The organism is Pseudomonas sp. GG8 (genome assembly GCF_052976945.1).
The window spans coordinates 4,387,426-4,401,612 of the sequence record NZ_JBRIIP010000001.1 but is presented as its reverse complement, the minus strand read 5'-3'; the positions used below and the strand labels follow the sequence as shown (position 1 = coordinate 4,401,612).

Here is a 14,187-nt window from a genome sequence, read left to right as displayed (position 1 = left end):
ACAGGGGGCCGGCAGGTCACACAGGGAAAAATCAGTGGGTGGGTTCTTCTAGGTTGTATTTCTTCAACAGGGCCGCGTATTCGCCGCTTTTCTTGCTGTCGTCGAAGGCTTTAAGCAACGCCTGATACAGCGCTTCGTTACCCTTTTTGACGAAGATGCCCAGGGTCTGTTGATAGATGGAATGCTCGGTGCTGACCACCACACGGCCTTTGGTGCGCTCGGCGATCATGCCGGCCGCGCCATCGATTTCAACCTGAGTCTGGACGTTGCCGGACAGCAGCGCCTGGGTCACTTCCGGTGCTGACGGAAATTCGCTGACCGCGATGACGCCTTTGTTGTTCGGCACGCAGTAGTCAGTGGACAGCTTGTTGAACTGCGCCACCCAGGTCGTGCCTTTTTCCAGGCCGACTTTCAGGCCGCACAGGTCTTCCGGGGTTTTCGGTTTCAGCGGGCTGTCCTTGAGCACCATGATCGCAGCGCCGGTTTTGGCGTAGGGGATGGTTTGGGCCTGGGTTTGGCGCTCAGGGGTGATGTACATCCCGGAGATGATCGCATCGTAGTGGCCGGAGTTGAGGCCAAGGATCAGGCTCGGAAACTTGGTGTCGACGAATTCGGTCTTGAGGTCCATGTGCCTGGCCAGCAGTTTGGCCAGCTCGGGGTCGGAGCCAACCACGTTCTTGTCTTTGTCATAGGACTCGAACGGCGGGTAAGTAATCTCCATACCCACCTTGAACTGCCCCGGCGTCACCGTTGTAGCGGCGTGGGCCAGGGTGGCGCCAAACACGGCGGCGGCAAGTACGGTCAAGCGAACAGCGGTGTTGTTTTTGTTGCGCATCGTCGGTGACTCCACAGTAGAAAAAAGGCGACATGGGTTAACGGGATCGTGACAGGACTGCATTTAGGGAGCGTCCGGGGTCTGGTTTTTCAGGTGCCCGAAGCTCGACGGTTTGCGGGCTTTTTCCGGCAGTGCTATCTCGCCGTTTTCTACCCGTTTGCGCAGGTATTGGTAGGTCTGCAGGGCCTGGCCGAACATGTGTTCACCGATGGCGATTTCCTCGTAGTCTTTGCCGGCCTGAGCGAAGCTGGGCAGCGGCTTGATCTGGGTGTGGAAGTCGCAGGCGTAGAACAGCGGGAAGGAGTAACGCTCCTCACTCACCGTTCTGACCCGATGAGCCGTAGCAACGAACGTACCAGCGGTCATGACCTCGAGCATGTCGCCGATGTTGACCACAAAGGCGCCCTCAATGGGCGGCGCATCGATCCACAGGCCCAGATCGTTCATGACTTCCAGACCCGGCTTGTCGGCAAGCAATATTGTGAAGCACTCGTAATCGGTGTGTGCACCAATACCGGGCGCGTCCTGCGCAGCGTCGTCGAACGGGTAATGGATCAGCCGCAGCTTGGACGGTGGACGCGTGACCATCGCGTCGAAGTAGTCTTCTTCCAGGCCCAATGCCAGGGCGAAGCCACCGAACAGCCTGCGGCCAAGGGCGAAAATTGCGGCGTAATAGGCTTGCACCGACGTTTTGAAACCGGGCAGCAGCGGCCACTCGTTGGGCCCCAGCAGCGGCGTATTGGCCAGCACCAACGGGTCATCGGCGGGTACTTCGAAGCCGATGTCGAAGGCTTCTTTATGGTCGGGCTTGCCCTTGGCGTAAACCTCTTCACCTTCGGGCACGAAGCCTTTATGGGTCTTTGAGGTGCCAATGTAGTGCTGCATCTTGGTGTCGAAGGGCTGGTCGAAAAAATCCTTGGCCGCTTGATACAGGCCAGTGATCAGCTGCGCGTCGATGCCGTGGTTTTTGATGTACAGAAAACCGACCTCGCGGGCGGCAGCACCTAGCGCTGCGGCGACGGCCTGACGCTGAGCGACGTCGGTGCTGAACAACCCGGCAATGTCCACCACGGGGATGCTGCTGAAGTTGGCCGCGACCGAGGGTGCCGAGGTTTGGGAGAGATCAGGCATAACGAAAACGCTCCTTCAAAGACAAGTCGATTGAGTGAAACGCTGGAAGTGCTCGCGCTCGGTCTGGCCCATCCACACGTTCAGCGACCACAGATCGGCCACGGGCACGTTGGTGAAGGGCAGGTGATGCAAGTAACCGTCGGCGCCGAATTCCGGGGTCAGAGTGCTAACCTGATAGCCGCGTCTTTTTTGCGAGTGCCAGATCGCTTCCCAATGCTGCTGATGGAAGGCCAGCTCCTTGGCGTATTCCGGCGCGGCCGGGTGCGGGACCTGTGGGCCCTGGTCATAGCCGACCCGGGCTTGAATGTGATGCACGCGATCAACGAACGCGCTGAGGTCGTCCTCGGGGTCGTTGAGCAGGCGCTCGCAGGTGACGATCCAATGGCTGATGTCGCTGGTGAACAACAGATCAGGCAGTTGGCGGATCAGTTCGAGGGTAATCCACGGATTGAACAGCGAGCGCGAGCGATGGGTTTCGAAGCTGCACACTTGACCGTGTTTGCGTGCCAGTTCCAGCGCCCGACCGAAAAAGTCGACCTGCTGTGGCAACTGCCAGCGGTCATTGCCGGCGAGCACATTGACGAAGCGCGGCGACAGTTCGGCGGCCCAGGCGAGTTTTTTGTCCAGGTCGACCAAGTGTTCAGTGACTGGTGCCGCCTGCTCGGGCAAGACGTTGTAGGCGGTGAAAACGGTGCTGATATAGCCGAGTTGGTTGGCTCTTAGAAACGCCGAGAACTCTGCACGCTCGCTGGCTTCCAGCGGCAGACGCGCTTCCATACCGTCGAAGCCAGCATCCAGCAGCTCTTCCAGCGCCTGGGTTTTGCTCGCGGTATAGCCCCAGAGTGTGCGGAAAATATCCAGTTTCATTGATGACCTCAAAGATTCCTCGGGCTACGGCACAGCGCGACGACGGCATAAGCCGGGTCGGCAACGATGGGCAGTAGCGAAGGGGTAATCTTTAGGCCGAATCTCTGGGTATCCGGTCCCTTGGTGGAATGGATCTTAGGGGTGGCGCGGGAGTGGGAAGAATAGGAAAGCTCAAATCCATAGTTCAGAGATTTCTAAACTATCTAGACACAGATCAACTGTAGGAGTGGGCTTGCCGGCGATCCGCCGTGAGCCCGGCTTATCGCGGGCAAGCCCGCTCCTACACAGGGTTAGTGTTCACCCGGCTGGTCTGCAAACAGCATTTTCTTCGTTTCACCCAGTAAAAGCTGGCTGTTTTTCTCGGTCACCGCCCGGATGTAATCCCACAACAGGGTAATCCGCTTGAGCTTGCGCAGGTCTTCGCGGCAGTACATCCAGAATTGTCGTGTGATCTTCACTTCGCTTTCCAGAACGGGCAGCAGGCGCGGGTCTTGTGCTGCCAGGAAGCACGGCAGGATCGCCAGTGACCGACCTTGCAGCGCCGCTACGTACTGGGCAATGACGCTGGTGCTGCGCAGATGCGCGTTGGCGCCGGGGAGTAAATTGCTTAGATAAAGCAGCTCCGAGCTGAAGGCCAGGTCGTCGACGTAACTGATGAACTGATGGTCAGCCAGGTCTGCGCTGCGCCGGATCGGTGGATGGCGGTCGAGGTATTCCTGGGTGGCATATAGGCGCAGGCTGTAGTCGCACAGCTTGCAGCAGACATACGGTCCATGTTCGGGGCGCTCCAGGGCGATGACGATGTCGGCTTCGCGCTTGGACAGGCTGATGAAGTGTGGCAGCGGCAGGATATCCACCGAAATAGCCGGGTACGCGTCGAGAAAGTGCGTCAGCTGTGGCGTGATGAAAAAGCTGCCAAACCCTTCGGTGCAACCCATGCGTACATGGCCGGACAGGGCCACTCCCGAGCCTGACACCTGCTCGCAGGCCAGGTGCAGCGTGCTTTCGATCGACTCGGCATAACCGAGCAGGCGCTGGCCTTCGGGCGTCAGGATAAAACCGGTAGTGCGCGATTTCTCGAACAGTAATGTCCCCAGCGATCCCTCCAGCGAATTGATCCGTCGGGACACCGTCGTGTAGTCCACCGCCAGGCGCTTGGCCGCAGTGCTGGCTTTGCGGGTGCGGGCGACCTCAAGGAAAAACTTCAGGTCGTCCCAATTGAGGAGGTTCAAGGACGTGATGTTTTTTTGCATATTGATCCGGCTTTTATGAGCGTTCTTATTAGAAGTTTGCACATCTATACTCCAAAACACGCCCATGACCAACTTCTTGATCAGCGGCTCAGGAGCAAGACCCGCAAGGCCGCGAGCCACATCCCAGGCAACACCCACCTGCCATAACACCCTGCACAAAAATAATAAGCGGAGGAGTTTATGAAGAACGCTACAACGGCGGACGCTGGCGCAATCGGTGCCAACCCTGCGAAAAAGGCCAAACCTTATCGGCTTGCCGGTATGGCGAGCATGGCCGGTACGACCATCGAGTGGTACGACTTTTTCCTCTATGGCACGGCTGCCGCGCTCATCTTCAACAAGATTTTCTTTCCCGCCCTGGACCCTATCAGCGGTGTGTTGGCAGCTTTCGCTACCTATGCCGTGGGCTTTCTCGGCCGGCCATTGGGCGGCGTGATTTTCGGCCACTTCGGCGACCGTATCGGGCGTAAGTCGATGCTGTTACTGACGCTGCTGATGATGGGGATACCGACCATCATCATCGGCCTGATCCCCACCTATGATCAGATCGGCTACTGGGCCGCATTGATTCTGGTGCTCATGCGCTTTCTCCAGGGCATGGCGGTGGGCGGCGAGTGGGGCGGGGCGGTGTTGATGGCCGTTGAGCATGCGCCCGAAGGCAAGAAAGGCTTTTACGGCAGCTTGCCGCAAACCGGTGTGGGTGCCGGTCTGGTGCTGGCATCGCTGGCCATGGGCCTGGTTGCCAAATTGCCTGAAGCGGACATGCTCAGCTGGGGTTGGCGCCTGCCGTTCATCGCCAGCATCGTGCTGCTCGGCGTCGGCTGGGTGATTCGTCTGAAAGTTCCGGAATCACCCGACTTCGAAAAAATGAAAAAGCAGAATATCGCGGTCAAGATCCCGCTGTTTCAGGTGCTGCGCAATCATCCGCGCGAAACCCTGACCATCATCGGCGCCCGAACGGCAGAAAATGCCTGGTTCTATATGTCGGTGACGTTCGCCCTGGCCTACGCGGCCAACCAGTTGCAGATTCCGCGTGGCGATGTGCTCAACGCCATCACTGCTGGCGCGGCCCTATCACTGATCACCATGCCACTCTGCGGGCACCTGTCCGACAAGGTCGGGCAACGTCGCTTGTACTTCGCCGGGCTATTACTGCTTTGCGCATTCGTCTACCCGTTCTTCGCCATGCTCGAAACACGCGAGCCACTGTTGGTCTGGTGGGCGATGGTACTGGCGGTCGGGGTGGTGTTTCCGATTCTGTATGCGCCTGAATCGCTGTTGTTCGCCCGGCAATTCCCGGCAGAAATTCGTTACAGCGGCATCTCGGTGTCGGTGCAACTGGCTGGCGTACTGGGGGGCGGTTTCGCGCCAATGATCGCCACCAAATTGTTGGCCTACGCTGATGGTAGCCCTCATTACGTTATCGTTTATCTGATTGGCATGGGCGTGGTGGCATTGTTCTGCACCGCCCTGATGAAACCTGACCCGGCACGGCGCAGAACCTTATAGCCGCCGTTTGCTTTGACTTTTTTTGCCGCCCGCATCGGGCCGCTCGAATCCAGGAGAACTCCAATGAACGCTTCGCTCAATCCTTCCATCAATAAAAACGACACCGCCGTGGCTCGCGTCAAACTGCTGATTGGCGGTGAATGGGTCGATTCGCAGACCAACGAATGGCACGACATCGTTAACCCGGCAACTCAGGAAGTGCTGGCGCAAGTTCCCTTCGCCACCGAGTCTGAATTGAATGCTGCGGTTGCGGCCGCCGAGCAAGCCTTCAAGACCTGGCGCTTGACCCCCATTGGTGCGCGGATGCGCATCATGCTCAAGCTCCAGGCGTTGATCCGCGAACATTCGAAACGCATCGCTGTGGTGTTGAGTGCAGAACAGGGCAAGACCATCGCCGATGCGGAAGGCGACATCTTCCGTGGTCTGGAAGTGGTCGAACACGCGTGCTCCATCGGTACTTTGCAGATGGGCGAGTTCGCTGAAAACGTCGCGGGCGGTGTTGATACCTACACCCTGCGTCAACCGATCGGCGTTTGCGCCGGGATCACGCCTTTCAACTTTCCGGCAATGATTCCACTGTGGATGTTCCCGATGGCCATCGCCTGCGGTAACACCTTCGTCCTCAAACCGTCGGAACAAGACCCGCTGTCGACTATGCTGTTGGTGGAACTGGCCGTCGAGGCGGGCGTACCAGCCGGTGTGCTTAACGTGGTCCACGGCGGCAAGCAAGTGGTGGACGGGATCTGCACCCACAAAGCCATCAAGGCCGTGTCCTTCGTCGGTTCGACCGCAGTGGGTACTCACGTTTACAACCTTGCTGGTCAACACGGCAAACGCGTGCAATCAATGATGGGCGCGAAAAACCACGCCGTGGTGCTGCCCGATGCTAATCGCGAGCAGACCCTGAATGCGTTGGTCGGTGCCGGCTTCGGTGCCGCCGGTCAGCGCTGCATGGCGACGTCTGTGGTGGTGTTGGTGGGCGCGGCAAAACAATGGCTGCCAGACCTCAAGGTTCTGGCGCAGAAACTCAAGGTCAATGCCGGTAGCGAAGCCGGTACTGATGTCGGTCCGGTGATTTCCAAGCGGGCCAAGGAACGTGTGTTGGGCCTGATCGAAAGCGGTGTTCGCGAAGGCGCCAAGCTGGAACTGGATGGCCGTGATGTCTCGGTACCCGGGTTTGAAGACGGTAACTTCATTGGCCCAACCTTGTTCTCGGGTGTGACCACTGAGATGCAGATCTACACCCAGGAAATCTTCGGCCCGGTACTGGTCGTGCTGGAAGTCGACACCCTCGATCAGGCGATTGCCCTGGTCAACGCCAACCCGTACGGCAACGGCACAGGCCTGTTTACCCAAAGTGGTGCAGCGGCGCGCAAATTCCAGAGTGAGATTGATGTTGGCCAAGTGGGTATCAACATTCCGATCCCTGTGCCTGTCCCATCCTTCAGCTTCACCGGCTCGCGTGGTTCGAAACTCGGTGATCTGGGTCCGTACGGCAAGCAAGTGGTGCAGTTCTACACGCAGACTAAAACCGTCACCAGCCGCTGGTTCGACGACGACAGCGTGAACGATGGCGTGAACACCACGATCAACCTGCGCTAAGTCGCCTGACAGGAGAACGATTATGAAAATTGCATTCATCGGCCTCGGCAACATGGGCGCGCCCATGGCCCGCAATTTGATCAAGGCCGGTCATCAGCTGAACCTGTTTGACCTCAACCAGACAGTGCTGGCCGAGCTCGCCGCACTGGGTGGTCACATCAGCGCCTCGCCCAAGGACGCGGCGAAGGGCAGTGAGCTGGTCATCACCATGCTGCCGGCTGCAGCGCATGTGCGCAGCGTGTACCTGAATGAAGATGGCGTATTGGCCGGCATCGCCCGAGGGGTGCCCGCAGTGGATTGCAGCACCATCGATCCACAGACGATCCGTGATGTCGCGGCGACTGCGGCCAAACAAGGCGTGGTGCTGGGTGATGCCCCTGTTTCAGGTGGCACCGGCGGTGCGCAAGCCGGGACCCTGACCTTCATGGTTGGCGCCAGCGCAGAGCACTTCGAAGTACTGAAACCGGTATTGGCGCAGATGGGCAAGAACATCGTCCACTGCGGTGACGTCGGCACCGGGCAGATCGCCAAGATCTGCAACAACATGCTGCTGGGGATTTCCATGATCGGCGTGGCCGAAGCCATGGCTCTGGGCAATTCGCTGGGGATCGATACTGGCGTTCTGGCCGGTATCATCAACAGTTCCACTGGGCGTTGCTGGAGTTCCGAGGTCTATAACCCATGGCCGGGTATCGTCGAAACCGCGCCAGCGTCACGCGGTTATACCGGTGGCTTCGGGGCGGAGCTGATGCTCAAGGACCTGGGCTTGGCGACCGAAGCCGCGCGGGTCGCCCATCAGCCGGTGATTCTCGGCGCGGTGGCTCAACAGCTGTATCAGGCGATGAGCCTGCGTGGCGAAGGTGGCAAGGATTTCTCGGCGATTATCGAGTCGTATCGCAAGGCTGAGTAAAGCGGCAAGCCTGATAGCCACCGGCCCGCTCGTTGAACGTCTCAACGAGCGGGCTGAGGGTATTGATGGCGCAAGATCCATTCACCTTCGTGTCGAATGACGTCACCCCATCAAATCACCCCATCAAATCGATCTGACAACCCGGTTCAGCATCCTGCGCGCTCAAAGTCATGTTGTGCGGATGGGCTACTTAAACAATTGTTTAAGTACAGAGGACCGCTCTGACAGTCGTCGTTCGCTATCTTCGTGCCATTCGTGGGTTATGCCACAAGGGTTAACGGAGACAATCAGCACATGCCAGCCGCAACACTACCGTCGGCGCTCACGCAGCGTTTATCTCCAGGGCGAACGATCAGATCAGGACGGGCAGTCCGGTCCCTGGTGTTCACTGGATGGCTGATGCTCGGGGGATGTTCTCTGGTGCCTTCCTACAGCCAGCCCGACGTGCCGCTCGCCCTTGCGTGGACGGGGGCGCAGGGGGGCGCTGAGGCGCCAGCGTCAGGTGGGCTGTGGTGGAAAGAGTTTCACAGTCAGGAACTCGACGGGCTGATCGCCAAGGGGCTGAGCGAAAACTATACGCTCAAGGCCGCCATGAGCCGGATCGATGAAGCGCGGGGCCTTGCACAGGTAGCGGGGGCTGCGCAGTACCCGCTGCTGTCCCTCGGCGGTAATGTTCAGCGCCAGGATAATTACGGGACCACCGCAAAACGCAGCGTGTTTGCCGATGCCACCTACGAGGTTGATTTCTGGGGCAAATCGCGGGCGGCGGCTGATTCTTCCACCGCGCTGGCGAATGCGAGTGTGTTCGACGCCCAGACGCTTCGAATGACCTTGGGCGCGACCATAGCTACCACGTATTTTCAGGTGCTGTCGCTGGATGATCGACTGCGCCTTGCTCAATCGATCGCCGACGATGCGCAGCAGGTGCTTGAACTGGTTGAGGTCCAGGCCAGCCAAGGCGTGGTTTCCAACCTTGAGGTAGAACAGCAACGCAATGCCTTGCAGACGTTTCAGGCTGCGATGCCGCCATTGCGTCAGCAGCGCGATCAGGCGTTGTATCAGCTTGCGGTATTGGTGGGTGTCCCACCGCAAGGTTTCCAGGTTAATCAAACCGGCTTGCAAGACCTTGCGATTCCGCACCCGGCTATGGGATTGCCCATCGGCCTGTTGCGGCAACGCCCGGACGTGCAAGCAGCGGAGGCTCGGTTGAAATCGGCCAACTTCGATGTAGGTGTCGCACGGGCGGCGTTTCTTCCCAATATTTCGCTGGATCTGATGGGGGGTGTCGACACTCTCGCGGGCGGCGGCATCTGGAGTGCCATCGGCACGCTGGCCCAGCCGGTGTTCGCGGGCGGCCGGCTCACAGGTCAATTGAATGTCGATCAGGCCCATGCTCAGGAGTTGACCGCCAGTTACCGGGAGTCAGTGATTGAGGCTCTGCAAGATGTGGAGACGCAGCTCAGCGCCGCGCATCAGCTTGATCAGACCTACAGGCTTAATCAGGCCGCAGTCACTTCCGCGCGTGAAGCCGCCAGGCTGGCTCAGGTCCGTTATCGGCTGGGCTCCACCGACTTCCAGACACTGCTCATTGTCGAGCGCACCCAATACCAGGCCGAAGACAGTCTGTTGCAGGTCCGCTTGCAGCATTTGCAGTCTGCAGTCGGCCTGTTTCGGGCGTTGGGGGGGGACTTCACGCCCGCAACCATTACCGCCTATTCGAAAACCTCAGTGTTTTCTTCACCCACCGTTAAGGCCGACCATCCATGAACTTCATGCCATCCGCTTTGCCTACACGTTGGCGTTTTCCTGGGCTGATCATCGTGATGATCGTCGTGATTTTACTGGCTCGTTTCGCGTGGGCGGGGCGAACCCAGGCCGCGCCGATTGGCCAACAGGATTCCGCAGTCCCTGTACTCATGCAGCAAGTCCAGCAACAGGACCTGCCTATATGGCTCGAAGCAATCGGTAACGTGCAACCGCTCAACAGCGTAAACGTGCGGGTTCGGGTCGATGGTGAGTTGCAGAAGGTGCTGTTCGCCGAGGGCCAGATGGTCACCGAGGGCAGTCAACTGGCGCAGATCGACCCCCGGGTCTATCAGGCCCAGGTAGCGCAGGCAGTGGCCTTGGTGGCCAAGGATCAGGCGCAACTGGCGAACCTGCGTGTCAATCTTGATCGGGCCATCAAGCTGGCGCAGGCCAAGGCGGGACCTACGCAGGATGTGGACACCTTCCGCGCTCAACTGGCGGCCCAGCAGGCCACCGTTCAAGCGGATCAGGCGGTGCTCGATAACGCCCGGCTGCAGTTGAGCTTTACCCACGTCATGGCGCCGCTGACTGGGCGCACCGGCCAACGCTTGCTGGACGTTGGCTCAATTGCGCATGGCGCGGAGGCCAGCGGGCTGGTCACCATTACCCAGATGAATCCGATTTCTGTGGCCTTTTCTGTCTCCCAGGACGACCTGCCCGAAATACTCGAGGAGAACGGTCGACAGGCATTGCAAGTGGTGGCTGTAACGCGGGACGGTAAAAAGCAGATCGCGACCGGTCATCTCAGTTTCATCGACAGTCAGGTGTCGGCGGCCAGTGGGCAGATCCAGCTCAAGGCCGAGTTCGACAATGCTCAAAGCCAATTGTGGCCTGGTCAATTGGTCAGCGCGCGGTTGCTCTTGCACACCCAGCGCGGTGCCACGGTGGTGCCAGCTACCGCTGTTCAGCAAGGTCAGAAAGGTTCGTTCGTGTACGTCGTCAATGCTGATCAACGGGTGGAGCCACGTCAGGTGGATGCCTCGTCGGTAGTGGCCGATCAACAATGGATTCGCCAAGGTCTGGCTCTCGGTGAAACCGTCGTCGTGCAGGGGCAGTCGCGTATCGCACCGGGTATTCGGGTCGCGGCGATCAAGTCCGAAGCAAGCGCCGCACAAACACTGGCTGAATCGCAATCGACCGCCGTTATAGAGGTTCCTCGATGAACGCACTGTCGAGCTTGATCCCGCGTCGCGTAGGTCTGAGCCTGTTGGCGGTGGGGGTGATGCTGCTGGGGAGCTTCGCGTACTTCCAGTTGCCCGTGGCCCCACTGCCGACCGTGGATTTTCCGACCATTCAAGTCACTGCGAAATTGTCCGGGGCCAGTGCCGAAACCATGGCGACGTCGGTGGCGACCCCGCTGGAGAGAGCGTTTTCGGCGATACCACAGGTCACTTCGATGACCTCCACCAGCGCGGCGGGCAAAACCCAGGTCGTGCTGCAATTCGACCTGTCCCGCGATATTGATGGTGCTGCCCAGGACGTGCAGTCGGCGATCAATACTGCCAGTGCCACGCTTCCAAAAACCATGACCAGCACGCCGACGTTCAACAAGGTCAACCCTGCGGAGTTCACGGTGTTGTCGTTGGCCCTTACCTCACCGACCCGCACCTTGCCCGAGCTGGACCGCTATGCCGATAACTACCTGGCCCAGCAGCTGTCGCAGCTGCCTGGGGTCGGCATGGTGGATTTTCATGGCGAACAAAAACCTGCCGTGCGTATCCAGATCGACCCGGACGCGTTGGCCGCTCGCGGTCTGACACTGGAAGATGTGCGCAGTGTGATCGGCCTGAGTACCCTCGACCAGCCCAAAGGCAGCCTTGATGGCCAGTACCGTTCGATCACCCTTGGCGCCACTGACCAATTGCTTGATCCCAAGGGCTATCGTGATCAGGTCGTGGCCTACAAAAGCGGTGTGCCCATCAAGCTGGGCGACCTGGGTAAGGTCATCGATGGTGCCGAAGACACCCGGCAAGCAGCGGCCATCGGTGGACAGCCGACTATCATTGTCGACATCCATAAACAGCCTGGTTTCAACGTTCTGTCGACGATTAAGACGATTAAATCACGGCTGCCGGAGCTGACCGCTTCATTGCCTCGCGATGTTCAGGTTCAAGTGGTGGGCGACCGTACGCAGACCATCGAAGCGTCGGTTAACGACGTTCAGTTCACCCTGATGCTCTCTATTGCACTGGTTGTCGTGGTCATTTTCGTTTTTCTGCGCAAAGCGACCGCAACGCTGATTCCGAGTCTGACGATTCCGTTGTCGTTGGTGGCGACTTTCGCGGTGATGTACCTGCTCGGCTACAGCCTCGATAACCTGTCGATCATGGGACTGGCGATTGCCGTGGGGTTTGTGGTCGACGATGCCATCGTGGTCATGGAAAACATTGTCCGCCATCTGGAGATGGGAAAGTCCCGAATGCAGGCAGCGGTGGATGGGCTGCGTGAAGTGGCGTTCACCATTGTCTCGATGACGGTGTCGCTGATTGCCGTGTTCTTGCCAATTCTGCTGATGGGCGGCATCGTCGGGCGGCTCATGCGTGAGTTTGCGGTGACCGTCAGTGTGGCCATTTTAATGTCGTGCATTGTGTCGCTGACAATCACCCCGATGCTCTGCGCCTGGTTACTCAAGCACGAGGAGGAATCCCGTCCAGGGCGCTTCTCGCAGGGCTGTGAAAACGCATTTACCGGCATCCTGAATGGGTATCGCCGCAGCCTTGACTGGGTGCTCGACCATCAACGCTTGACCCTGGCGGTCGCGATGGCGACGTTCGTGGCGACGGCGGCATTGTATGTCTACATACCCAAGGGCTTTTTCCCGCAACAGGACAATGGCTTGATTCAGGGCGTGGCTGAAGCTGCACCGGATATTTCGCCCAAGGCGATGCGTGATCAGGTTGCTCTTCTCGCGAATATCGTCGGCCAGGACCCTGCCGTGGCCAAGGTCTATTTCTGGATCGGACCGAACCCTACGATCAGCCAGGGCAAGGTGATGATCAACCTCAAACCCTTCAGCGATCGCACCACGTCTGCCCAGCAGGTGATCGCCCGGTTACAGCCGCAGCTCGACAAAGTCCCCGGGATCAAACTGTTCATGCAAGCCAACCAGGACATACAAGTCGGCGGGCGGGCCAGCAAGACGCAGTATCAATACACCCTTCAGGACCCGGACAGTGTTGAACTGGATCATTGGAGCGGGGTGCTTTTGGAAACGCTCAAGGGTTTGCCGCAGCTACAACATGTCACCTCCGATCAACAGCACGCGGCGACACAGGCAACCCTAGTGATCGATCGGGCAACGGCGGCTCGGATGGGGGTCTCGGTACAGGCCATCGACGACGTGTTGTATGACGCCTTCGGCCAGCGTCAGGTGGCGACGATGTTCACGCAACTGGACCAGAATCAGGTCATCCTGGAGATCGATCCGCGCTGGCAGTTGTCCATTGCGACACTGGGTCATCTGTACGTCCGTTCGAGTTCTGGCACGTTGGTGCCGTTGAACCTGCTGTCCGACATCAAGAACGAACTGATGCCGATTATCATCAACCATCAAGGTGTGTTCCCGGCGATCACGCTGTCGTTCGACCTGGCACCGGGACACGCCTTGAGCGAGGCCGTTACCGCGATTCGGCAAGCATCGCTGGCGGTGGCGTTGCCTGACAGTGTTGTGGGTAGTTTTCAGGGGACCGCTCAGGCATTTCAAGACTCACTAAAGTCCCAGCCATGGCTGATTCTTGCGGCGATCCTGACCGTTTATATCGTGCTGGGCGTCCTGTACGAAAGCGCGATCCATCCGCTGACGATTATCTCCACGTTGCCATCGGCGGGTTTCGGGGCGCTGTTGGCGTTGATTATGTGCGGACAAGACCTGTCGGTGCTCGGGATGATTGGCATCATTCTGCTGATTGGCATCGTCAAGAAGAACGCGATCATGATCGTCGACTTTACGCTGGCGGCAGAAGCGCAGGGCTTGTCGCCTCGCGAGGCCGTACGTGAGGGTTGTCTGCTACGCCTAAGACCGATCCTGATGACCTCGCTGGCCGCATTGCTGGGTGCAGTGCCGTTGGCGTTCGGTCATGGCGCCGGTTCTGAATTACGGCAGCCACTGGGTATCGCCATCGTCGGCGGTCTGGCGGTCTCACAACTGTTGACGTTGTACACCACACCGGTGGTTTACCTCTGGTTCAACCGTTTTCGAACGCGTCCGGAGGTCGTTCCCGCACTCGTCAACGTCTGAATGTATCTAACGTGCTGGATAAGCCCGCACGGTGAAT

The 14,187-nt window shown here is 58.9% G+C and carries 10 protein-coding genes; 6 read left to right on the top strand and 4 right to left on the bottom strand.

Annotated elements, in window-relative coordinates; translation table 11 throughout:
* Window positions 1-31: 31 nt before the first annotated feature.
* The 4 genes from ACVBEG_RS21090 to ACVBEG_RS21075 form a co-directional block, all read right to left on the bottom strand.
* Complete coding sequence (locus tag ACVBEG_RS21090; protein ID WP_322278116.1) at window positions 32-835, bottom strand: ABC transporter substrate-binding protein; 804 nt, start codon at window positions 833-835, stop codon at window positions 32-34.
* Between the two features lie 63 nt (window positions 836-898).
* Entirely contained in the window at window positions 899-1,966 is a 1,068-nt protein-coding gene (locus ACVBEG_RS21085) for an isopenicillin N synthase family dioxygenase (RefSeq protein WP_322278119.1), read from the bottom strand.
* Window positions 1,967-1,981: 15 nt separating this feature from the next.
* The gene (locus ACVBEG_RS21080) at window positions 1,982-2,833 is read right to left on the bottom strand and encodes a sugar phosphate isomerase/epimerase family protein (protein WP_322278121.1); all 852 of its coding nucleotides are present in this window, start codon (window positions 2,831-2,833) and stop codon (window positions 1,982-1,984) included.
* A gap of 290 nt (window positions 2,834-3,123) precedes the next feature.
* On the bottom strand, window positions 3,124-4,086 hold the full coding sequence (locus ACVBEG_RS21075; RefSeq protein ID WP_322278494.1) for a LysR family transcriptional regulator: 963 nt from the start codon (window positions 4,084-4,086) through the stop codon (window positions 3,124-3,126).
* A gap of 180 nt (window positions 4,087-4,266) precedes the next feature.
* On the opposite strand from ACVBEG_RS21075, the gene ACVBEG_RS21070 reads away from it, so the two are divergent.
* From ACVBEG_RS21070 to ACVBEG_RS21045, 6 genes are all read left to right on the top strand, one after another.
* Window positions 4,267-5,595 carry an MFS transporter gene (locus ACVBEG_RS21070; RefSeq protein WP_323566260.1) on the top strand — a complete coding sequence of 443 codons (1,329 nt, stop codon included), beginning with the start codon at window positions 4,267-4,269 and terminating at the stop codon, window positions 5,593-5,595.
* 63 nt (window positions 5,596-5,658) lie between these two features.
* On the top strand, window positions 5,659-7,197 hold the full coding sequence (locus ACVBEG_RS21065) for a CoA-acylating methylmalonate-semialdehyde dehydrogenase (RefSeq protein WP_323566259.1): 1,539 nt from the start codon (window positions 5,659-5,661) through the stop codon (window positions 7,195-7,197).
* A gap of 22 nt (window positions 7,198-7,219) precedes the next feature.
* Entirely contained in the window at window positions 7,220-8,107 is an 888-nt protein-coding gene (mmsB, locus tag ACVBEG_RS21060) for a 3-hydroxyisobutyrate dehydrogenase (protein WP_322278127.1), read from the top strand.
* 399 nt (window positions 8,108-8,506) lie between these two features.
* Window positions 8,507-9,874, top strand: a complete 1,368-nt coding sequence (locus tag ACVBEG_RS21055) for an efflux transporter outer membrane subunit (RefSeq protein ID WP_323566257.1) — start codon at window positions 8,507-8,509, stop codon at window positions 9,872-9,874.
* Window positions 9,871-11,076, top strand: a complete 1,206-nt coding sequence (locus ACVBEG_RS21050; RefSeq protein ID WP_323566256.1) for an efflux RND transporter periplasmic adaptor subunit — start codon at window positions 9,871-9,873, stop codon at window positions 11,074-11,076. The genes ACVBEG_RS21055 and ACVBEG_RS21050 overlap by 4 nt, the downstream gene beginning before the upstream one ends.
* Window positions 11,073-14,150 carry an efflux RND transporter permease subunit gene (locus ACVBEG_RS21045; RefSeq protein WP_323566255.1) on the top strand — a complete coding sequence of 1,026 codons (3,078 nt, stop codon included), beginning with the start codon at window positions 11,073-11,075 and terminating at the stop codon, window positions 14,148-14,150. Before ACVBEG_RS21050 ends, ACVBEG_RS21045 begins: the two co-directional genes overlap by 4 nt.
* Window positions 14,151-14,187 lie beyond the last annotated feature (37 nt).

Coding starts and splice junctions, on each gene's coding strand:
- ACVBEG_RS21090 (WP_322278116.1), bottom strand. CDS start 835: ATGCGCAACAAAAACAACACCGCTGTTCGCTTGACCGTACTTGCCGCC.
- ACVBEG_RS21085 (WP_322278119.1), bottom strand. CDS start 1,966: ATGCCTGATCTCTCCCAAACCTCGGCACCCTCGGTCGCGGCCAACTTC.
- ACVBEG_RS21080 (WP_322278121.1), bottom strand. CDS start 2,833: ATGAAACTGGATATTTTCCGCACACTCTGGGGCTATACCGCGAGCAAA.
- ACVBEG_RS21075 (WP_322278494.1), bottom strand. CDS start 4,086: ATGCAAAAAAACATCACGTCCTTGAACCTCCTCAATTGGGACGACCTG.
- ACVBEG_RS21070 (WP_323566260.1), top strand. CDS start 4,267: ATGAAGAACGCTACAACGGCGGACGCTGGCGCAATCGGTGCCAACCCT.
- ACVBEG_RS21065 (WP_323566259.1), top strand. CDS start 5,659: ATGAACGCTTCGCTCAATCCTTCCATCAATAAAAACGACACCGCCGTG.
- mmsB (WP_322278127.1), top strand. CDS start 7,220: ATGAAAATTGCATTCATCGGCCTCGGCAACATGGGCGCGCCCATGGCC.
- ACVBEG_RS21055 (WP_323566257.1), top strand. CDS start 8,507: ATGCTCGGGGGATGTTCTCTGGTGCCTTCCTACAGCCAGCCCGACGTG.
- ACVBEG_RS21050 (WP_323566256.1), top strand. CDS start 9,871: ATGAACTTCATGCCATCCGCTTTGCCTACACGTTGGCGTTTTCCTGGG.
- ACVBEG_RS21045 (WP_323566255.1), top strand. CDS start 11,073: ATGAACGCACTGTCGAGCTTGATCCCGCGTCGCGTAGGTCTGAGCCTG.